Source organism: Hyphomonas sp., assembly GCF_016125515.1.
Taxonomy (GTDB): domain Bacteria; phylum Pseudomonadota; class Alphaproteobacteria; order Caulobacterales; family Hyphomonadaceae; genus Hyphomonas.
Genome location: NZ_WGLO01000007.1, coordinates 67861 through 88765 on the forward strand (window position 1 = coordinate 67861; position 20905 = coordinate 88765).

The window sequence follows — 20905 nt, forward strand, 5'->3', positions numbered from 1 at the left end:
CACCAGCCCAAGATTAACAGACCGCCCCGGCCTCACCACCGGGGCGGTTTCTGTTCAAAAAAAAAAAACCGCGAGGTTTCGCTCGACGGCGCATCAACGGACATCAAACTGAGAAGTGGTGCCCAGAAGAGGGGCCGCTTTAACCATATAACCCTGTGTTTATTGCGTTTTTTATTTTTTCACAGATTTATTTTCGAAACTTGGATGCCAACAAATGAGTTGGCTAGCGTGGTTCGAGTGAGAAAGGCGGACTCACAGAGAAGTTCAACTTGCCTATTTCTTGGAAGGCAGAGACTTCACTAGCTTCTCTCGAATATCGTAAAATTCTTTGGATCGATAGGCCACAGTTGTCGCCGCTGTCTTAGTGACGGACTTTCCTTCAATTGGCAGAAGCATATTCATCTGCCGCTGGTCAGAACGTTTGGTGGTCTTGTTCATGTTCGATTCCCCTCCGAACTTTCAATGTCTTGTAGGTGCTCAATCACCCTCTTTTCCAGCGTGGCAAAAGCATCGAGGCTCTCCGCATCTGCAGGCAGCTTTTGACTTGGCTGCCGGTCTTTGTACCTTCCGCTTTCCTTCCGTTCGTCTTCCATCAGGAAGACCGCAAAATATCGAGCGGGGCCAACGCCTTCGAATGGTTCAAACCGCACTCTTTTCGAGTCACCCTCGTGCTTCTCGGTAAAAGTCAGATCGTGGATGGCATCGTCGTGCAGGTCAATCGCCAGGCTTTTCGGATAGGGCTCAATGTAGACCACCCTCTCAACTCCTGAAGCGATGATGTGTCTCGCGCAGTTGTGGCAGGGAAAGGTGGTCACAAACATCGTTGAGCCTTTCACACCTCCTCGACCCGTTCGAGCAACATCGACAATCGCCGCCATTTCAGCGTGAACCGAACGGCTAAACTCGATAAGCGACTTCACGCCTGTTTTTCGTAGCACAGATCGAATATGTTCGCCATTTGTTTCGACTTGTGCCGCTGCAACAATTTTTCGTGCGATTTCTGGGGACGCACCTTCGGCTTCCAGGACCGCCCGGATTGCCCGCTCGAACGCCTCTCCTGAAAGGAGCCCGCCAAACTCTCGTGCTATCTCGACGTACAGCTTCTCTTTGCGATCATCGTTATGGCAGATTTTTGTGCCATGCTTAAAGCATCTGGCGTCCCGATCGCCATCTCTTTCAGAATAGACGCCGCCCATAGGACGCGGCACTTCATTCCACCCCTGACCAATCACCGAATGGTCGGCGTCCACAATGATGGCGCCAACCTGTCGGCTCATACATGCAGAAGAGGCTGCAGCTTGCTTGGCATAGGCGATGCCTCGCTCATCTGCGGTTGGCGTCACGATGCTGTCTTCGAAAATGCAGGTCAAAAGACGACGTACTGAAGCCTTCAAACTCTCTTCGTTACCCCCTGCATTCTTCAGAAAATAATCACTTCCGAAAAACGTCTCCCGCACGTCTTGGCCATGTTCCGGACCTTCGTGTTCATCTCTTTGAATAATCTGTTCTGCAACATCGGCAGCTGAACCGTTTCGCTCCAACCGCTTCTTCCGCAGGTCTCGCGGAGCAAATACGCCAACCAGCCAAAATGCCGATCCGTATACAGATCGAAAAAGGGCGGCTTCCTGAGGGTTCTTGATTGAATCGACGATATGGACCCGGCGAATACGCTTGGGTTCCTGAAATTCTTCATCTTCAAAACCAGATTTCCCGCGCTCGACAGCAATCACTTCTATGGCTTTCGCAGCAAGGATCGAACTTCCAAAGCGTTCGCGGAGTTTGCTACCCACATCCTGAAGCAGTTGGATACGTTCAGCGGCTGCCAATCCGTTCGGTTGGTGCCCACCGACCAAGTCAGCATTCTTTTCGATCAATCCGCTCATCCGGATTGGATTGACTTCGTAGCCATAGGTTGTCGAAATCACCTCTCGAAGGATCCGCCCTGATGTGGAAACGCCAGAGGCTACCGGACCAACCAGCCCTATGACTATCTCGGGGGTCAGGCGGTCACGCAGGGCTTTTGTCAAATCGGCCGCCGATACCGGCTTCTCGGATCGGTCAATCAATGTTCTTTTCTTGGCGGCGGCAGCTTTGACCATTTGAATCTGTTCCAACTATTGGTTCAATCGGAGACTGATTCCGTCTCGGAATCCTTAATTTTGTTTACCCTTCACCCGCTTCAGCAATTCGCTCGCAGGTTCGTCGTTGGGGTTTTGGGGGACGAGTTTTCCTTTGAAGGCTCGGGCTAGGATGGCTCGATCGAGGGTACTGATGCGCACGCGCGCGGTGGCGGTGGCGCGGGTCAGGTTCTCGATCTGAGCAAACGCGGCCTCGATTCGGGCGACTATTTCGGCTTGTTTCTCAAGGCTCTCAGGGAGTGGAATAGGAAACTCGGCAAGCCCCCTTTTGCCAATGTGATGAATGTTGACACCCTGCGTCTCCCTCACGAAACGCATGCTTCGAGCACAGAACAATAAATAGTAATAGAGATACTGAGATGTGCACTGCTTCGGACGTATACGGATTGTTGTGTTCTGAAAGCAGCAATTTTCGATTTCGCCGCGCCAGATTGCGGGTTTTCCGACTTCTTTCGCGCTTCCTGATCCCTCGTTCACCAGGACATCTCCGGGCTGAAGTTGAAACACTTCAAACTCGCTTGGACTAAAATTCATTTTTTTGACATCGGACAAGTCGAGCCCATCCCACGTGATGTTAGCTGCCCGAATGTATGGTCTCATATGTGGACCTTGATGATCCTTGGGTGATCTTTGCCGACCGAGTGCAACGTCTCCGACCTCTGCAATAGTGCGCTCTTGCCATCTGGATTCGGCTCCTATGCCGTCTGGATCGAACGCCGCTCCTAACACCGCTGTCTTGTAGCGGGATATGAGGGTTTCGATGCGGGTGAGTGCGGTGGCGGCGGCGCGGCTATGTGCGTTTAAAGCGTCCAGCTTCTCTACAATGCGCCTTTGCTCCGCCAAGGGCGGCAGAAGGAATGAATGTTCTTCTAAATAGCTTTTCGGTACGCGGCGTTGTCCAACCGCGCCCGTCATGCTCCGCTCTGCATTCGTTCGAAACGAATAGTCCCTCAGATAGTACCAAACCAGTTTTGGTTCAGTCGCTCCGATCGACCTTAGTACGTGAAATTCAGTTGTTCCACACCCGAGACCATTCGTCAGGTCACTGGCAACTGCAATCTTTCCGTTCTCCATGCAGGGCGTGATTTTCGCGAATAGAACGTCACCGTTGCGAAAGTGCGTGTACCCCGTCCAGACTTGCTCAAGGACGCGTTCTTCAGCATCGCTTATCAAGCCGGTCTGTTCCGACACTGCAAGCATGGGCACAAAAGAGATGGTCTGCTTCTTGTCCACATCTTTCGGGTGGCGTGGATTGATTGTGTGAACATTCCCCAAAGTCGTTCGGGCCCATCCTTCCGGCAACGTGCTCATACCCCCGCCTCCTCTGACACGGCGCGAGCCTGTTGCCAGTCATGATAGCTTTGCTTGCTGTCCTTCACCTTCCATTCCGTGCGACCATTTGAATTGCGATCGAGAATGACGGCCGCCGCGGCAGAGGGGCTGGAAAACGCATAGGCCCGGGCGAAGCGCAGCTTGCCGTCCGGGGCGTTGATCAGCACGCCATCTTCGACCAGTTTCTGTTTCAGCCCGCCATAGCTTTGCTGAACGTAGCCGGTGCCAGTCAGCGCCTCTGAGCCTTCCAGCACGACAAACTCGCCGTCTTCTTCCACCGCTTCGGCCTGCACGCCGGATTTGTGGCGGATTTCAAAGCGCACCTCGCCGCTGGTGCGCAACTCCACCGGCGTTGCCGTATCGCTGACTGCGCGGGGCTGAGGCTTCAGCATGTCGAGCCCGATGACCGGCAGGATGATTTTCAGATTGGCAAGGAATTGCTCCATGTTCGCCACGTCCGCTTCCGGCAGGCGGCGGCGCGATGTGTCCGGGCTTGTGCCATTGTCGAGCGTGACGCGCCCCGCCGCACTCGTCATCTCGATCAGGCGCGCTTCGAGATATTCGGCATGGCCCTTGGAGAGGTCGTCATCGCTGGTCGTAATCGTGATCGCGGTCTCCCAAAAGTCGCGCTTGAGAGCGCTTTGCTTGATCCGCTCAGCGACCGAGTTGCCGGAGCCGATATAGGCGCGGGTCACGCCCGCCTTGTCGGGGTCCGGGCCGGAGAGGATGTAGACGCCTGTACGGTCAACCTCGTCCCGCGCCGTGAGCGCGCCGAAGGTTGAGTCGCCGCTGACAAAGATGAGCCCCGTCCAGCCATGAATGGTCGCCTTGCGCAGGCCTGAAGGTTTTCCGTCAACGAGAAAGAGCTGGATGGTGCGCCCGAATGTATCCCCGGTCACTCTGCTGCGACGGGCGCCGCCTCGTCCTCCTCTTCGCTCGCCAGTTCGGCAGTGAGCGTTTCGATAGCGGACATGGCTATTTGCAGCTCGGCCATTATCTCGGCGGCGATGTCTTCGGGTTCGCCGATATCGCGAGACTCGCTGTCATCGCGCAGCCAGGAGATGTCGAGATTGTCGCCCCGCGCAGTAATCTCCTCGCGGGAAAAGCAGCGGAAACGGCCCTCCTCGCCCTCATCCTTTCGTTTCTTTGCCTGGTAGGCGTTCATGAACGGCTGAAGGTGCGCGAGCGTCAGCGGCGCGGTCTTGCCAAACGAAGGCATGTTGGCGCGCAGGTCATAAATCCAAACGGCTTTGGTCGTGCCGGTTGCGCCTTCCTTCTTGGCCTTGGTCATGAAGATGACGTTGGTTTTTACACCCTGGGCATAGAAGATGCCGGTGGGCAGGCGGAGAATAGTGTGTAGGTCCGCCTCATCCATAATCTTCTGGCGAAGCTGCTTACCTTTGCCATCTTCGAAAAGGACATTGTCCGGCACGACAATCGCCGCCCGCCCGCCAGGCTTCAACGCGCGCAGACAATGCTCGACAAAGGGAAGCTGGTAGGAGCTGACGGTATGGGTGATGGTCAGGTCGTCACGGCTCGGGCGCCCGCCGGCGGGCCCAAAGGGAGGATTGGTCAAGATCAAGTCCGCCGGCTTCATCGCGGCACCGGCGGGTGAGAGCGTATCGGCGAGGCTGATATGGCTGGTCTGGACGCCATGCAGGTGCAAGTTCATCAGCAGCAAGCGGTAGGTGTCGAGCACGTTCTCGATGCCATGATAAGCGTCGCGGGTCTGAAAGGTCTGCGCACGTTCAATCAGGTCAAAGTAGTTATCCGTCTTTGTACGGATATGTGTATCTGCGGCGATGATGAATCCACCAGTGCCTATCGCAGGGTCCTGAATGACTTCGCCAGGTTGCGGATCCATGAGTTCAACGATGGCGTTGATCAGCACACGCGGCGTGAAGTACTGGCCTGCGCCCTTCTTGGTCTCCTCAGCCATTTTCTGGAGAAGGCCCTCATAGAGATCGCCGAAGCTGTCGCGTTCAGAGGAGTACCAATCGAGTTCGTCGATCGTCTTGATAAGCGTGTCGAGATTGACCGGGGTGCGGATGAAGGTGGAGGCGTTCGCGAAAATTGCGATCACCTGCCGGTGAACGCCAGGCGTCTTGTCGGTGCCTAGCTTGACCAGCATGTCGCGGTAGTGGTCGAGCAGGTCCGTGCCTTCCCGGTTGCGCAGGCTATCCCAGTTATAGGCCTCGGGCACATATCCTTTCTCATGCCCCTGCTCTTTCAGCATCTTGAGGAAGAGGAGATAGGTCAACTCGGTGACATACTGGAAATAGGTCACGCCATCCTTGCGCAGGATGGCGGCACGCCGCCAAAGCTTGTTCACGAGATCGGACGAGGGGTTCATGCTTGGGTCTTTTCTTGTTTATCGGTTTAGCCGGACTGGCGCGACCAGACGGCTTCATTAATGTCAGCGAGCACATTGGCAAGCTGGCCATCAAAGGCCTGGTTGCCACGATTCCATCCGCCAAACTGCTGAAAAGCGGGCGCATTCAGTGTTTCCTGATCAGCCACCGGGTATTCCTTCAGGGCTCGCCCGATACGGCGCAGCCATTGCTTTTGGTCGTTGGTAAAATTGCGCGCCTCGATGAGCTGACGGATCGCATTGTCCACGCGCGTGGCATAGGGCACGAGCGGATCGCCCAGGGCGGCTTGCCGCACAAATCCGATAATATGAGCGGCAATGTCGGCATTGCGTACCCGGCCATACGCACGGCGAAGATGGGTTTCGGAATAGCCTTGTTCGTCGAGGCCGAGGGCAAGCTCTTTCAGGCTTTGCCGGGTCAACTCACGCGGGCGCTGCGTCGCCGCGACCATTCCTGCTGCGGCATTCATGTTTTCTCGGATGTAGCGCTCGAACGCCTCGATGTAATCTTCCGGGGTAAGGCCGTCCTTGAAGATATCCTCAATGGCAATGAGTTCGTCGTCGCCTTCATAGATTGGCATACCGGGTCGCCTGCCTTTGGCGGGCGGTTCATCCAGCGTGGTAACAAGGCGCGGATGGTTGGCCAGGAAATCGCGGCAGGCGTCCGGCGCCATGGCTTGTAGCATATCGGCCAGGTCTTCTGCGCTCTCGCCGATGATTGCTTCGATAATCTCGGCTTGCGCATTCGTCAGGCGCGGCAGACGGCGGCGGAGCTTCGCGACAATCTGCTCCTGCACGATCCGACGGCTTTCCTCTCCGGGCGCGTTGGCAAGGTCACTGGTGAGCTGAGCGAAAGACAAATTCGGATTGGTGACAACGGGACGCATGTCCGTCATCGATTGCAGATTGTCGTAAAGGTCGACAGCATCGAAGATACGGAATTCTGTCTTGCCGATATCCGGGCAAAGCCGCGTCGCGCGTCCGATCATCTGGTCATAGAGAATGCGGCTGTTAACCCGCCGCACGAACACGAGATTGAAGATCTTCGGAATATCAACCCCAGTCGTTAGCATGTCGACAGTCACGACATATTGCGGGCGGGCATCGCTTCGAAACCGCCGGATCTGATCTAGCGGACGATCGGTCTGACCGGTGATCTTCATCACCGTATCATCAGGCAGATCGCCATATTCTGCTTGCAGCGCGGCTTTGAGTTCAGTCACGAGCGTGTCGGCATGCTCGTCGCGGACGGCAAAGATCAGGGTCTTTCCAGGCCGGTCTGGCGGGATTTCCTGTGCGATGGTCTCAGCGACGACACGGTTGAATTCGGGCGTGTAGACCCGTTTGTTGAATTCCTGAACCTCAAAACCAGTGTCGTCAGGCAGGGTCGCCGTATCAATCTCACCCGTCTCAGGATCAACGATTGAAACTTCCTCGCCGCCCTTGAACTCGATGCCCGCCTGATTCAGGGCTGTGACGATACGCTTGGGAGGCAAATGATCTATGAGATGGCCGTCGATAACGGCCTGACGGTAGGAATAGCGATAAACCGGCGGGCCAAAGATTTCGGTAGTCTGGAGCGCAGGCGTCGCAGTCAGCCCGACCTTCACGGCGTCGAAATAGTCGAGCACGCGGCGGTACTTGGAGAGGTAGTCTTCCGTCGAGCGAAACTCGATATCCTCGTCTCGCAGCTCTGCATCGAGCGCATATCCCCTGTGAGCTTCGTCCACAATGATCAGGTCATACGTGCCTGGAGTTGGCCGATCCTCTCCGCCGAGCATCACGCGCTTCACCATAGCCTGGATTGTCGCCACATGGACGCGGGTTTCCTTGCCGATGTCCTTGTCGGCTGGCCCTGCCACACCGTACGTCTGCGTAAATTTCAGAAGGTTTTCGAGTTCAGCATTCTCAAGGCTATCGAGCGTTTGGTCAGCCAACGCATTGCGATCAACAAGGAAGAGAATTCGCCGGAAACGCCTTCGCTTGAGTGCACGGTACATGAGTGCGATGGCCATGCGGGTCTTGCCTGTGCCCGTCGCCATACTGATAAGAGCCGTTTCCGCACCTGATTCAATCGCTCGCTCAATTGCCGTTATGGCATCCTGTTGATAGGTGCGCAGATTGGCATAATCGAAAGGCTCTTCTGCTAGCTGTCTTGTGGGATTTACAGCCACCTGCTCAAGCTTGCTCAGAAGATCCTGGGGTGAGAACCAGTCCGAGAGATCTTTTGCATGATTGTTTGCGGAACGCAGATCACGGAACCATATTCCCGACTTCGTTCGCATTTGTTTTACATGCGGCCTGCCATTCGTCGCAAAGGCGAAAGGGGTTTTGAAGCTGGCCTCGAAATCGTCGATGTCGTTCGTTGGCGCACCGGAAAAAGGTGCGTTCTGAACAGTCGACCCAGCGGGCAAGATAATGTCGCGCGCGTATCGTTCGGCCTGCTGGAGAACGCCTGGGACATCCTTGCTCTCACGTTTCGCCTCGATGACCCCGACGCAGGTTACACCGCAGAAAAGCGCATAATCCACTGGCCCCGAGCTGGTCTTCCATTCAGCGATGGCAATGTTGCGGCCAAGCTCAGGAGCGGTTCCGACAGATTGCCTCAAGGTGCGGTGATCTGCTTCCCAACCGGCATCTTGAAGCGCGGAATCGATGAGGTCACGGGTATCTGCCTCAGAGAGTTTTACCTGTTCGAAAGCCTTCTCGGCGAACTGGGCAAGTTGGGTCTCGGATGGGGCATTCGCCGTCTGTGACTCCGCCCGGAGCCTCGCAATTTCTTCTTGCAAGGCCGCACGTTCAGTATCTCGTTCCAAAGCTAACGCTGCCAGTCTTTGACGCTCGGATTCGGTTTGCTCAAGGCGTGCAGCATGGGCGGCGCGCTCTCTGTCAGCAGTCGATAGTAGCGCGTTAAGCTCTTCAATCTGAATTTTTAGTGCGGGAGTTGTGTCATGCGGCGCCCGCGGAGGAATGAAAGCGGATGAGCCTACATTTTCAGCCGAGTAGTACGCTTTTGTGTACCAGATCGCTATTGAGTGCACAAAGCGCAACGATGCAAGCGCATCGCTGGCCGAGCCTGTTAAATCATGGTTCGCCTCATTCCCTTTCTTGCGGACGAAATGAAGCATATCTGCGATTGGTTTCGGTATCAGCCCGTCAGCCTTGAGCCGGTTCAGAAGGTCAACTTGCCGCTCATTCAATATGCTTTGTCGCCTTGAACGCGCCGCGATTTGTTGCGCTATCGCTTCTCCAAACTGCCGGGATTTGAGCAGAGAGGTATTGGGATCTGTCGGAAACAGCTGTTCCGAAAGGGTAGCAAGACGGAACAGCAGAGGCTCACTCTTCTCAATAAATGAAAAGTTCAGGCTCTCCATTTCCTTCGTAAGGCCCCGTAATTCTCTGATTGCAACCAGTAGTTTCACTAGATCGAAACGGCCGCATTTGAAAGAGGTTTCCTTCAAGCCCAATGGCATGGAATGCCACTTGGGCCACGGTCATTTTCCTTGCCGGAATCGCGTCCCGTCAAGGGTCGTCGACCGCTTCGCGGCGCGCATTTTGCGCGCCCTTGACGGGACGCAATTCCGGCGAAACCAGAGTATATTCGTCGAAGTTTTCCCGTCTCTGCGGCCGACCCACATGTGCGAGATTGGCATCATCCGGCATCTGGCGGCGTGAAGTAGTCAATGCAGACGTAGGATTGGACAGCGAACCCGAGAGGGCAAGATTGAAGGATGTGCGTACATGCCCATCCAGCAACCTGTCTGCACATCGATTTTTTGTATGCTCATGCCGCCATTTGTGACGTACACGGAACGCTGGCGCACCCAGTTTTACACGAGATCCCGCGTCATACACTTTGCTCGAAGCTTTGCGGCGGATGCATTCGCCTGCAGCGCAAGGCAAAGGCGTGCAAATCGACGACATGCGAACCCGGTAGGGCAAGATAAAAGGGTTGGCGCCAGGCCTTGCCTTGCACCTTGTCTTCACAACTCTTTTTCGGTGCCCATTGCACCGGGTCGAGACGCCGGGTTTCCGCTGTTCTGACGTATTTGCAGCAGGTCTCGCTGGCGCCATATCCCGTCAGGGGAAATCAATGCTCCGCGGACTTCGCTTGACCGAAAGATCCGAATTGAGAGAGATTGGGGGCTTTGCGCTGCGCAGGGTGCAGGTAGGCGCAGCGCTCAGCTACGAGCGCTCGTCGCCCACAGCTCTTGTATCGGCATCGCGTACAGGCCTTCACCGACCTTCTGGATGCGTTCGCCATCATGCAGAACGATGCCGCAAACGAAGGCATTTCCCGTTGCGTCCTTGAGACGCCGGAGCCCACGGAAATCTTCCGGCTTGACGGTGGCCGCAGCTTTGACTTCGACGCCGACGATCTGGCGCCCGCGTTCCAACACGAAATCGACTTCGATCTGGTCCTTGTCGCGGTAGTGGCTGATGTACACCTCGCCGGAGGTCAGAGAGGCCTGCTTCACGAGTTCCGAGAAAACAAAGCCCTCAAGCAGCGGCCCAAGTCTTTGGCGGTTGGCTTCAATCTCATCGGCGCCGACGCGTCGCAACGCTGCCAGAAGACCGGTATCGAGAAAGTGCACCTTCGGCGTTTTGACGAGACGCTTCAGATCGTTGGTATGCCAGGCGCGCACGCGCCGGAGCACAAACATCTGTTCAAGCAGCGTCAGCCATCGATCAGCGGTCTTGCTGTCAATGCCAAGCGGGGACGCCAGTGCCGACAAGTTAACGAGCTCGCCCGAAGCCAGCGCGGCGCGCTCAAGCAGGCGCGATAGTTCAGCCGTTTTCGAGACAGCTGCCAACTCAGCAGCATCGCGGAGCGCAAGCGCGCGCGCATAATCCCGCAGCCAGTCCCGTCGGCGCGACGATTCAGAACGCGCAAGCGCTTCTGGGTAGCCACCGCCGAGCACGCGCGCGATCAGGTCTGGCGTTCGTCCGGTGTCCGCAATCGGCGGAAATGAAGCTGAAAAGCTGCGGTCGAGGAAGCCGGACGGCGGCGTGCGTGCGATCTCGGATTGGCTGAACGGCAAGAGTTCGATCGTTTCGACGCGGCCTGCGAGCGAGTCGGGCGAGAGCATACCCTTGAAGAGATCGACCGAACCCGTGATCAGGAAGCGGCCAGGACGCGGGTCTTCGTCGACCGCTTTTTTCAGCGCGAGGATCAGGGATGGGGCCCGCTGAATTTCGTCGATTACAGCGCGATCCAGGCTCCGCATGAAACCGCTCGGATCATCGTTCGCGAATTGCCGGAACTGTTCGTCATCCAACGTGACGAATGTCATGCCGCGCGCTGCGGCGATCTTCCGGGCCAGCGTCGTCTTCCCGGATTGGCGCGGACCAACTAGAGCTACGATCCGCGTATCGCCTAGCGCTCGCAGAATGCGGGCTTCTGCATGGCGAGGGATCGGCCGCCCGGGTTTCTTTTCAGTAGGCAAAAGATGTCGTCCAATCAGGAATGGAGGATCGTCTGATTCGGAATGTAGTGCCGTCCAATTCGGAATGGAAGCCCGTCCGGAGCGGAATCAGGAGCCCTTACGCCGAATTTAGCAAGACAACCCGCCCAAACACACCAAGACCCCTCTTCTGCACGCCATTGCGCACACATGCCGCGATTGGCCGCCATTCCAACTAGGCAAGACACGGATCGTGCGGGACGATGGGACCACGTTGGCGCAACAGTTGGCTGACTAGAGGAGGTGTGATCATGCCCGAACCGAATACTGTTCACATCGAGCGACGCTTCGCCGTATTACAGACCAACCACAGCAAAGCGCCAACCCGCTTCTTGTCGCTCCGCCAGGTACTTGAACGCACATCCATCAGCCGCTCGCTCGTGTACCAGCTAATCAAGGACGAAGAGCGCCCTTTCCCGGCACCGGTTCACATAGGACGACGGAGTGTCTGGATTGAAGGAGAAGTCGAGGCCTACATGCAGGACATCGTCAAGGCCGCGCGAAGATTGGACGAGCGGCGCAGTGTTACAGCTTGAGCACCGCTCAGCCCCATGTGGTGAGTTGGTAAGAATGTCTGGGCTTGAAGGGTTCTACCCACACTTCAAAATCGCCACGTCCGAAGGCTTGGAGTGCTCGCATCACTTCTTCCTTGTCCTGAGTTGTTTCAACCCAAGCCCTTTGCAGGTATTGCGGATGAATGGGGTCAAACACCTGCACCTCAGAATCCGGATGGGTTGGAAAACTAAGCGGGAGACCGGCGGTCTCTCGATACGTTGGCTTGTTGCTGGGGGCTTGGAAAAGGGATTCAAAAGCGAATCCACTATCCCTTCTGGTGATACCGCGCTCATACTTCGATTCTCGGCTTACAATGCTGTGCGCGAAGAAATGGCAATTGAGCTCCCATAGAAGGCTAGGATTTAATCCAAGGACCACCCAAGGAGCGTTACCGGATCGGTGGCGCTTGGCATTAAACATGTCTGGATAGAAGCAGGATACGGAGACCGAAATTGCGTGATCATTCTCATCCAAGCGGTCAACATCGCTCGTGGTCGATTTCTGCAAAACGTCTGCTTGCAGAAGGTCAAATCGGCTCAGAAGTCCGTGCTGCACAATGCCCCGGAGGTTCGAGAGGCGTGTGAAGTGAATAACATTCTTTATACATCGAGCATCGACCACATTGGCAATGTGATCAGAAATTTTCTCCTGATAGGTCTTTCTCCGCGACACAAATTCCTCCGGTGAACATATCTAGAAAGCGGCCGAACATATCCCTGACAAGTCCGCGCTTTTTTTCGGTTGGCTTCAAGCGGTCCGAGACTAAGTTGCTCCATCCACCAAGCCCAGAACTTCTTCCGCCCACCATTCAGACATCTCGACGCGCTCCTTCCAATAGGCGGCGCGGTGGTAAGTGCGTCGAACCTGGTCGCCGCTGAAATGCGCGAGCTCGGCTTCGATGGCATCAGATTGCCATTTGCCGCTTTCATTCAGGAGGCTTGAGGCGCTCGCGCGAAACCCGTGAGATGTCATTTCATCTGCTCCGAATCCCATACGGCGCAGCGAACCGTTCAGAGTGTTCTCGCTGATAGAGCGCGCACGTGAAAGACGGGAGGGGAACACCCAATCCGTCTTCCATGACTGCGATCTAAGATCTTCGAGCAACTCGACGGCAAGCCCCGGCAACGGCTTGACGTGCTCGCGGCGCATTTTCATGCGTGCCGCCGGAATCGTCCATTTCCGGTTGGGGAGATCGAACTCATCCCATTTGGACAGACGCAGTTCGCCAGGTCGCGGATACAGAAGAACCATGAGCTTCAAGGCCGTTTGGACTTCCGGCTGACCATTGAACGCCCAGACGGCGCGGCAAAGCTCTGCGAACGGCTGGCGCTCCACGATAGCGGCCCTGTGAGTGACGCGCGGTGAGATGAGCGCGCCGCGCAGACCGACGGTCGGATCAAATTCGGCCCGAGCCGTAGCAATGGCGTAACGAAACACTTCGCCGATGAGCGCCCGCGTGCGCTTGGCGGTCTCGTAATTCCCGTCCGATTCAATCTTGCGCAATGGCACGAGTATGTCCGGCGCCTTGATCTCGCGGATAGGCATGTCGCCGATATCGGCTGCTGCGAGGCTGACCAGCCAACGCTTCTTGGTCAGCGTGGCATCCGACAAGCCTTCTTTGCGCCGCTTCTCCAGAAGCTCCGCAGCAATCTTGGAGAAGGTGTGTTCGGTCTTCGAAAGCTTCGCCTGCTTCTCGCTCTGGAACTGTGCCATTGGGTCGATCCCGTCGCGCAGAAGGCGGTGGGCCTCGACCATGCGTTCGCGCGCCTTGGCGAGCGTCGTGATCGGATAGTCGCCGAAGGACAGCGTTTTCTGCTTGCCGTCATAACGGTAGGCCATCTTGAACAACTTGGTGCCGTTCGGCTTCACCTCGATGTACATGCCGCGTCCATCCGCAGCGCGCAAAGGCTTTGGTCCCGGCTTTAAGGCTTTGATTTTAAAGTCAGTTAGCTTCATTTGTTGGCATCACCCTTCGGCTTAAGCTCGTTGGAGCTCTTTGATGCCATAACGGTGCCAACAAATGTGCTGGCAGTCCACGGATGCGGGTGGACGAGCGTGGACGCTCGGGACTCGAAACGAGCTGCCAACCAACTGTTTTGTATTGGGATTTTTGTGTGGGCTGTGTTTCTCATCAACACAGTGTGGTGCCCAGAAGAGGACTCGAACCTCCACGCCTTGCAGCGCTGCTACCTGAAAGCAGTGCGTCTACCAATTCCGCCATCTGGGCACGGGGTAGAGAGGCGGGGTAATAGGGTTGGCGGCCGCCAAGGTCAACGGGGAAAAAGCGTGGTCCGGGCGGTTCAGACGCCAAAAGGTCGGATTCCCGGTCCGGCCTGAATGCAAATGGCCCGGCGCAGCGGCCGGGCCAAACTCCGTTCCAGAACCGTGCTGCGCCTAGGTCAGGCGGGCGCGCGCCTGTTCGTATTGCTTCATGATGCTTTTCACGAGCTCCGCGCAGGTCGGGATGTCGTGGATCAGGGCCTGGCTCTGGCCTGTGGTCCAGATGCCGTCATCCATATGGCCATCGCGCAGCACGTTCTCGCGGCCACGTACGCCCGCCATCAATTCCTTCACATCCGTGAAGGTCTTCGTCGGGTCTTTCTGGATCTCGGCAACCTGGGTCGAGACCGTGTTCTTCGCCACGCGCGCCGTATTGCGCAGGGTGCGCCCGACGAGGACAGTATCGAGCTCGTTGTTCTCCACGATCTTTTTCTTCACGTTCTCGTGGATCTTTGCTTCGACCGTCGCACAGAAGCGCGTGCCCATGTTGACGCCTTCGGCGCCCAGCGCCAGCGCCGCCGCGAGGCCGCGCCCGTCCGCCATTCCGCCCGAGGCGACGACCGGTACGTCCACTGCGTCCACCGTCGCCGGTAGCAATACGATCAGGCCGACATCATCCTCGCCCGGATGGCCCGCACATTCGAAGCCGTCGATGGAGATCACATCCACGCCCTTGGCCACGGCCGACACCGAGTGGCGCACTGAGGTGCATTTGTGGATCACCTTCACGCCATGCTCCTTGAAACGCGGCAGGTGGTCGGTCGGCGCGCGGCCGGCGGTTTCCACGATCTTGATGCCCGACGCGATGATCGCCTCGCGGTACTCGTCATAAGGGATCGGGTTGATCGACGGCAGCAGCGTGAGGTTCACGCCGAAGGGCTTGGAGGTCAACTGCTTGGTCTTTTCGATCTCGTCGAGAAGCTCCTTGCCCGATTTGAACATGTGGGCCGTGATGAAACCGAGTGCGCCGGCATTGGCAACCGCCGCAACGAGCTCGCCGTATCCGACCCCCGTCATGCCGCCCATCAGGATCGGCGTCTCGACGCCGAACATGTCCATGATCCGTGTTTTCACCATAGCGTTCTTCCCTGTCTCGTGCGCGCGGGTCCCCGCGCGTCTCCAGGATCAAGGATGACAAAGCCGCAGGCCGCCGAAAAGGGGTCACGCTACGGAAATCGCCGGCCCGTCCGGCCGTCAGAAGCTCTTCGGCAGGCCCAGAACATGGGTGGCGACGTGGCTGAGGATCAGGTTCGTCGAGATCGGCGCGACCTGGTAAAGCCGCGTCTCGCGGAACTTGCGCTCGATGTCGTATTCCTCGGCAAAGCCGAAGCCGCCATGCGTCTGCACGCACATGTCTGCCGCATACCAGGACGCTTCAGAGGCCAGCATCTTGGCCATGTTGGCCTCGGTCCCGGCCGGTTTGCCGGCGTCGAACAGGCTGGCCGCGTGAGCCACCATCCGGGCGGCGGCCTCGGTCTGCACATAGGCCCGCGCAATCGGGAACTGGACGCCCTGGTTCTCGCCGATCGGCCGGCCGAACACCGACCGTTCGCTGGCATAGGCGCTTGCCCGGTCAATGAAGAAGCGCGCATCGCCGATACACTCGGACGCAATCAGGATGCGCTCGGCATTCATGCCGGACAGGATGTAACGGAAACCCTTGCCCTCCTCGCCGATCAGGTTTTCGGCGGGCACTTTCATGTCGTCGAAGAACAGCTCGGTCGTGGCATGGTTCAGCATGGTGCGGATCGGCCGGATGGTCAGGCCATTGCCCAGGGCTTCCCGCATGTCGACGAGGAACACGCTGATGCCGTCGCTGGACTTGGCGCTCGCCTCGCGCGGCGCAGTGCGCGCCAGCAGCACCATCAGGTCCGAATGTTCAGCCCGGCTGATCCAGATCTTCTGCCCATTGACCACGTAATGGTCGCCTTCGCGCCGGGCGAAGGTCCGGATGCGGGTCGTGTCAGTGCCGCTGGTGGGCTCGGTCACGCCGAAAGCCTGCAGGCGCAGTTCGCCGCTCGCGACTTTCGGCAGGTACTTTTCCTTCTGCGCGGCCGATCCATGACGCAGCACGGTGCCCATCGTGTACATCTGCGCGTGGGCCGCGCCGCCATTGCAGCCGGAACGATGCACTTCCTCCAGGACGGCGGTCGCCGCCGCGAGGCCAAGGCCGGAGCCGCCATATTCCTCTGGAATAAGAACCGACAGCCAGCCATCCTGCGCCAGCGCGGTCACAAACTCGGTCGGATACTTCCGGTCGCGGTCCAGTTCGCGCCAGTATCCGCCCGCAAACCGCGCGCAGAGGCGGCGCACCGCTTCGCGGATGTCGGGAAAAGTCTCTTCGGTGGTGTCAGTCATGCGGATTTCCGGTGGCGGCGAGCCCCCGGTGTACCGCCTGGTTGCCGCCTGTAAAGCGATGCCGCCGGGGAGGATGAATGACGTAGGCCAAATGACCTATTGAGCCCGCGACCACTCTGGCCTCCTCATCCGTTCATCGCCTATCGTCCAACCCTGACCGGAAGACTCGACCTGACATGACCGACACGACTGCCACATCCGCCCCCCGCTCTCTGCGCGTCTGGGACCTGCCGACGCGCCTGTTTCACTGGAGCCTACTCGCGCTGGTCCTGATCAGCTGGTTCTCCGGCGGCGAGGACGAGACCGCCTTCATCCACCGCCTCAGCGGCATGGCTTTGGCGGGGCTGATCGTGTTCCGCGTCCTCTGGGGATTTGTCGGCGGCGAGCATGCCCGCATCGCGGCATTCTTCCCCAATCCTTTCGCGATTGCGGGGCACATCGGCAAGGTCGCCTCCGGCAAGCCGGAGCGGCATCTCGGCCACAATCCCGTTGGCGGTGTGGCGGTGTTCCTGCTGCTCGCTGCGGTATCGGCCTGCGTCATCACAGGCCTCTTCAGCAGCGGCGAAGGCTTCGCCGGCCCGTTGGTGGGCCAGTTCGGTCTCGACATGTCCGAGGTGCATGAAGGTGCCTTCCGCGTTCTCCAGGCGCTCGTTGCGCTTCACTTGCTGGGCGTTGTGGTCGAGAGCGTGCTCGCGAAGGATGCGCTCGTGCCCGCCATGATCACGGGCCGGAAAACCCGCCGCGCCGACGAGCCGGGCACCGATGCCCGCAAGGGGTCAGTGGCAGGACTTGTCGTCGCGTTGCTGGTCGGCGTTTCCACGACTGCCGCGCTGTGGGCACTGCCCACCCCGGCGGTTGCCGAAGACGGCGAGCATGGCGGTCAATATGGCGGCGGCGATGACGATGACGGCGACCGGGATCGTGATAGAGACTGAGGCAAAGGACCAATCCATGAGCCGACTGCACACCCACGCTGAACGCCACGCTTTCGAACGCATCGGCTGGCTGCGCGCCGCCGTGCTCGGGGCAAATGACGGCATTGTCTCGACCGCCAGTCTAATCCTCGGTGTGGCGGCGGCGGAAGCCTCGCGCGGCTCGGTACTGACGGCGGGTGTGGCGGCGCTGGTCGGCGGGGCTATGTCGATGGCGGCCGGCGAATACGTCTCCGTCAGCTCGCAGTCCGACACCGAAAAGGCAGATTTGGAGCGGGAAAAGCGCGAACTGGCCGAGACGCCCGAAGCCGAGCTGATGGAGCTGAAAGGCATCTACATGCAGCGGGGCCTTGAACCCGACCTCGCACTGGAGGTCGCCAAGGCGCTAACGGCGAAAGACCCGCTGAAGGCGCACCTGCGCGACGAACTCGGCATCTCCGAAGTCCATATCGCGCGCCCGATCCAGGCCGCGCTCACCTCCGCAGCGACCTTCGCCGTCGGCGCGGCGTTGCCACTGCTGATTGCGGCGCTGGTGCCCACCAGCTCGTTGGTCCTTGTCGTGTCGATCTCGACGCTCGTCTTCCTGGCGCTACTGGGCGCGGCGGGCGCCAAAACAGGCGGCGCTAAGATGGGCGCGGCGGTGTTCCGCGTGACCTTCTGGGGCGCGCTCGCCATGGGCGTCACCAGCCTCATTGGCAAACTCACCGGCACGATTGTCTAGCGCGTCGCGGACGACCTAAAGGGACGACAGGAACGCCTTAGCTGAGGCTAGGTATTCCTGCTTCCGGTCGGCGTCCATGCGCTCCCAGGTCCGGTAAGTCTGCGCCAGCCTAGGGTTCGATTTCAGTTTTGGCTCATTCCTGACCAGAAAATTCCAGTAGAGCGAATTGAACGGGCATGCGCCTTCACCGGTCTTTTGTTTCACGTCGAAAGAACAGGATTTGCAGTAGTCGGACATCTTGCTGATGTAATTGCCGCTTGCCGCATAGGGCTTTGAGCCGAGCTGGCCACCATCCGCATACTGACTCATCCCGAGCGTGTTCGGCAATTCGACCCACTCGAACGCATCCGCGTAAACGGCGAGATACCATTCATGTACCTGCTTCGGATCCACCCCGGCGAGCAATGCAAAATTGCCCGTCACCATGAGGCGCTGGATATGGTGCGCATAGGCTTCTTCGCGCGTCTGGGTAATGGCGGCGCGAAGGCACGCCATGTCCGTATTTCCGGTCCAGTAAAAATCAGGCAGCGGCCGCGTGGCGCCGAAGACGTTCTCGTCCATGTATCCGGGCATTTTCAGCCAGTAGATCCCCCGCACATATTCCCGCCATCCGATGATCTGGCGGATGAAGCCTTCCGCCGCATTGAGCGGCGCGTGACCTGACTGGTAGGCGGCTTCCACCATCCGGCAAGTTTCCAGTGGATCGAGCAGCCCGACATTGAGGTAGTATGACAGCAGCGAATGATAGAGAAACTTCTCGTCCGCCAGCATCGCATCCTGGTAATCGCCGAAGCGGGGCAGCGCCTGCTCGATAAAATGGCTACGCGCGCGTTCAGCATCGTCGCGGGTCACCGCGAACCAGAAGGGTTCCAGGTCACCGAAATTGTCCGCGAAGCGCTTTTGAACCAATGACAACACGTCGCGGGTGACCGCGTCGGGTTCGATTCTCAGCGGCCTTGGGATGAAGAGATCCCGCGAGGCCGCATTCCGGTTGTCAGCATCAAAGTTCCATTGCCCGCCAACCGGTTCTCCATTTTCCATCAACAGGCCGGTCTTGCGCCGCATCTCGCGGTAGAAGTTCTCCATGCGCAGCTGTTTGCGCCCGCGTGCCCAGGATCCGAATTCTTCCGCAGTGCAGACGAACCTGTCATCCTCGCTGACGATCACCGGCAACCCGCTCAGCTGCTCCCATTTGCCGACAGCCTGATCGACGCGCCACTCAGAAGGCCGGGTGACCCGCAGGCGCTCGGGCTGATGGCGCGCAACGGCCCGCATCAGCTCACCGGTAAAGCTTCCGGAATTGTCCGGGTCATCCAGCGTCACATAGTCAACTTGCCATCCAGCGGCGCGCATCTCGGCTGCGAAATGGCGCATTGCGCTGAATATGAAGGCGATCTTCTTCTTGTGATGGCGGACATAGCTGGCCTCTTCCATGACCTCGGCCATCAAAACGCGCGAGACCGACGGGTCCGCCCCTTTGAGCGACGAAATCCCCGGCGTGAGCTGATCGCCCAGAATGAAAACGAGATCGCTGATGAATACCTCCGCTCGAACCGGTCAGGACGTGTGTGAGGCGAACTAGGGCCAATTGCGTGCAAACAAAGCCCGGGTCGCCGCCAAAACGGAGCGGATGCTGTGGCTCTGAGGGGGCATCGGGGCTTGGTCGTCCGGAGTGCAGCAGCGGCCGAAGCCCCTGCAGAATGGCGCGAGTGACGCGCCTCAAAACCCACCTAAAACCCTTTGTTTTTCAACCTATTAGTCGGTAACGTTTCGCCAATTGTAGTGCAAAAAGTCGGCAACTTGTAGTGCAAACTGTAGTGCACGTTCTCCTTTTTGTCTGAGTTCGACGCTGCCCATCAGCGACAAGTTCGTTACTAATGTGATTTGCCAATTTCGTCACGACAGATCAGGGCACCGGCGTCAGCTTGCCATTACCGGCAAAGTGAACCGCGCCGGTAACCCCGGAGGCTGTTTGGTTGGAGTCATGCAGCGATAGCGTTTTCCTTCAGCGCTGCAAAGTAGTTGGCCTCGGCTTCTGCCGGAGGGATATTTCCGATCGGCTCGAGCAGGCGGCGGTGATTGAACCAGTCGACCCACTCAAGCGTGGCGTATTCGACGGCGTCCATGGATTTCCACGGGCCTTTGCGCCAGATGACTTCGGCTTTGTAGAGTCCATTGATCGTCTCGGCGAGAGCGTTGTCGTAGCTGTCACCGACACTGCCGACGGATGGTTCAAGGCCTGCTTCTGCGAGGCGCTCTGTATACCGTATGCTGACATACTGGCTGCCGCGATCAGAGTGATGAACAAGACCGCTTCCGATGCCCGGCCTTCGATCGTGCAGGGCCTGCTCAAGAGCATCGAGCACAAAGCTCGCATGCGCCGTCCGGCTGACCCGCCAGCCGACAATGCGGCGGGCGAACACATCGATCACGAAAGCGACGTACACGAACCCGGCCCAGGTCGAGACGTAGGTGAAATCGCTGACCCAAAGCCTGTTCGGTGCCGGGGCCTTGAAGTTGCGGTTCACATGGTCGAGCGGGCACGGCGCTGCCTTGTCACTGTAGGTCGTGCGATGCGGCTTGCCGCGGATAATGCCCTTCAGCCCCATGGCCTTCATCAGGCGCCTGACGGTGCAGCGTGCCACGTCAAAGCCTTCCCGCTTCATCTGGTGCCAGACCTTGTTGGCGCCATAGACGGTGAAGTTCTCGTTGAAGACCCGAAGGATCTCCGGCTTCAGCACCTCATCCCGGCG

At 58.3% G+C, this 20905-nt stretch carries 15 protein-coding genes, 1 tRNA gene and 1 pseudogene; 3 read left to right on the top strand and 14 right to left on the bottom strand.

Features of this window, described 5'->3' with window-relative positions; all coding sequences use genetic code 11:
* Nucleotides 1-273: 273 nt before the first annotated feature.
* The 7 genes from GC148_RS06235 to GC148_RS06265 form a co-directional block, all read right to left on the bottom strand.
* Nucleotides 274-438: a hypothetical protein gene (locus tag GC148_RS06235; RefSeq protein ID WP_291069650.1), complete on the bottom strand. Its 165-nt coding sequence runs from the start codon at nt 436-438 to the stop codon at nt 274-276.
* On the bottom strand, nt 435-2114 hold the full coding sequence (locus tag GC148_RS06240) for an anti-phage dCTP deaminase (protein ID WP_291069651.1): 1680 nt from the start codon (nt 2112-2114) through the stop codon (nt 435-437). Before GC148_RS06240 ends, GC148_RS06235 begins: the two co-directional genes overlap by 4 nt.
* Before the next feature lie 39 nt (nt 2115-2153).
* Nucleotides 2154-3449 carry a restriction endonuclease subunit S gene (locus GC148_RS06245; RefSeq protein WP_291069652.1) on the bottom strand — a complete coding sequence of 432 codons (1296 nt, stop codon included), beginning with the start codon at nt 3447-3449 and terminating at the stop codon, nt 2154-2156.
* The gene (locus GC148_RS06250; protein WP_291069653.1) at nt 3446-4369 is read right to left on the bottom strand and encodes a GIY-YIG nuclease family protein; all 924 of its coding nucleotides are present in this window, start codon (nt 4367-4369) and stop codon (nt 3446-3448) included. Before GC148_RS06250 ends, GC148_RS06245 begins: the two co-directional genes overlap by 4 nt.
* Nucleotides 4366-5823, bottom strand: a complete 1458-nt coding sequence (locus tag GC148_RS06255) for a class I SAM-dependent DNA methyltransferase (RefSeq protein WP_291069654.1) — start codon at nt 5821-5823, stop codon at nt 4366-4368. Before GC148_RS06255 ends, GC148_RS06250 begins: the two co-directional genes overlap by 4 nt.
* Before the next feature lie 26 nt (nt 5824-5849).
* Entirely contained in the window at nt 5850-9302 is a 3453-nt protein-coding gene (gene hsdR / locus GC148_RS06260; RefSeq protein WP_291069655.1) for a type I restriction-modification system endonuclease, read from the bottom strand.
* A 720-nt stretch (nt 9303-10022) separates the two neighbouring features.
* On the bottom strand, nt 10023-11288 hold the full coding sequence (locus GC148_RS06265) for an ATP-binding protein (RefSeq protein ID WP_291069656.1): 1266 nt from the start codon (nt 11286-11288) through the stop codon (nt 10023-10025).
* A gap of 269 nt (nt 11289-11557) precedes the next feature.
* Here GC148_RS06265 and GC148_RS06270 point away from each other — a divergent pair, with 269 nt between their 5' ends.
* The gene (locus GC148_RS06270) at nt 11558-11842 is read left to right on the top strand and encodes an AlpA family phage regulatory protein (protein WP_291069657.1); all 285 of its coding nucleotides are present in this window, start codon (nt 11558-11560) and stop codon (nt 11840-11842) included.
* A gap of 7 nt (nt 11843-11849) precedes the next feature.
* Here the strand turns inward: GC148_RS06270 and GC148_RS06275 are convergent, their stop codons facing one another.
* The 5 genes from GC148_RS06275 to GC148_RS06295 form a co-directional block, all read right to left on the bottom strand.
* Nucleotides 11850-12533, bottom strand: coding sequence for a DarT ssDNA thymidine ADP-ribosyltransferase family protein (locus GC148_RS06275; protein WP_291069658.1), 684 nt, complete (start codon nt 12531-12533; stop codon nt 11850-11852).
* A gap of 90 nt (nt 12534-12623) precedes the next feature.
* Nucleotides 12624-13817, bottom strand: a complete 1194-nt coding sequence (locus GC148_RS06280) for an integrase arm-type DNA-binding domain-containing protein (protein WP_291069659.1) — start codon at nt 13815-13817, stop codon at nt 12624-12626.
* A 186-nt stretch (nt 13818-14003) separates the two neighbouring features.
* Nucleotides 14004-14088 (bottom strand) — tRNA-Leu (locus GC148_RS06285).
* Nucleotides 14089-14255: 167 nt separating this feature from the next.
* Nucleotides 14256-15218, bottom strand: a complete 963-nt coding sequence (locus tag GC148_RS06290) for a nitronate monooxygenase family protein (RefSeq protein WP_291069660.1) — start codon at nt 15216-15218, stop codon at nt 14256-14258.
* Between the two features lie 117 nt (nt 15219-15335).
* Entirely contained in the window at nt 15336-16499 is a 1164-nt protein-coding gene (locus GC148_RS06295; RefSeq protein WP_291069661.1) for an acyl-CoA dehydrogenase family protein, read from the bottom strand.
* 176 nt (nt 16500-16675) lie between these two features.
* Between GC148_RS06295 and GC148_RS06300 the strand changes: the two genes are divergently transcribed.
* A complete protein-coding gene (locus GC148_RS06300; protein ID WP_291069662.1) occupies nt 16676-17434 on the top strand; it encodes a cytochrome b/b6 domain-containing protein in 759 nt (252 codons plus the stop codon).
* A 16-nt stretch (nt 17435-17450) separates the two neighbouring features.
* Entirely contained in the window at nt 17451-18152 is a 702-nt protein-coding gene (locus GC148_RS06305; RefSeq protein WP_291069663.1) for a VIT family protein, read from the top strand.
* Between the two features lie 15 nt (nt 18153-18167).
* Here the strand turns inward: GC148_RS06305 and GC148_RS06310 are convergent, their stop codons facing one another.
* Together GC148_RS06310 and GC148_RS06315 are read right to left on the bottom strand one after the other, a co-directional pair.
* Entirely contained in the window at nt 18168-19688 is a 1521-nt protein-coding gene (locus GC148_RS06310) for a cryptochrome/photolyase family protein (RefSeq protein WP_366063271.1), read from the bottom strand.
* A 446-nt stretch (nt 19689-20134) separates the two neighbouring features.
* Nucleotides 20135-20905: pseudogene (locus GC148_RS06315) on the bottom strand (IS3-like element ISHne1 family transposase); the annotation flags it as partial.

Coding starts and splice junctions, on each gene's coding strand:
- GC148_RS06290 (WP_291069660.1), bottom strand. CDS start 15,218: ATGGTGAAAACACGGATCATGGACATGTTCGGCGTCGAGACGCCGATC.
- GC148_RS06305 (WP_291069663.1), top strand. CDS start 17,451: ATGAGCCGACTGCACACCCACGCTGAACGCCACGCTTTCGAACGCATC.
- GC148_RS06270 (WP_291069657.1), top strand. CDS start 11,558: ATGCCCGAACCGAATACTGTTCACATCGAGCGACGCTTCGCCGTATTA.
- GC148_RS06295 (WP_291069661.1), bottom strand. CDS start 16,499: ATGACTGACACCACCGAAGAGACTTTTCCCGACATCCGCGAAGCGGTG.
- GC148_RS06300 (WP_291069662.1), top strand. CDS start 16,676: ATGACCGACACGACTGCCACATCCGCCCCCCGCTCTCTGCGCGTCTGG.
- GC148_RS06255 (WP_291069654.1), bottom strand. CDS start 5,823: ATGAACCCCTCGTCCGATCTCGTGAACAAGCTTTGGCGGCGTGCCGCC.
- GC148_RS06280 (WP_291069659.1), bottom strand. CDS start 13,817: ATGAAGCTAACTGACTTTAAAATCAAAGCCTTAAAGCCGGGACCAAAG.
- GC148_RS06245 (WP_291069652.1), bottom strand. CDS start 3,449: ATGAGCACGTTGCCGGAAGGATGGGCCCGAACGACTTTGGGGAATGTT.
- GC148_RS06235 (WP_291069650.1), bottom strand. CDS start 438: ATGAACAAGACCACCAAACGTTCTGACCAGCGGCAGATGAATATGCTT.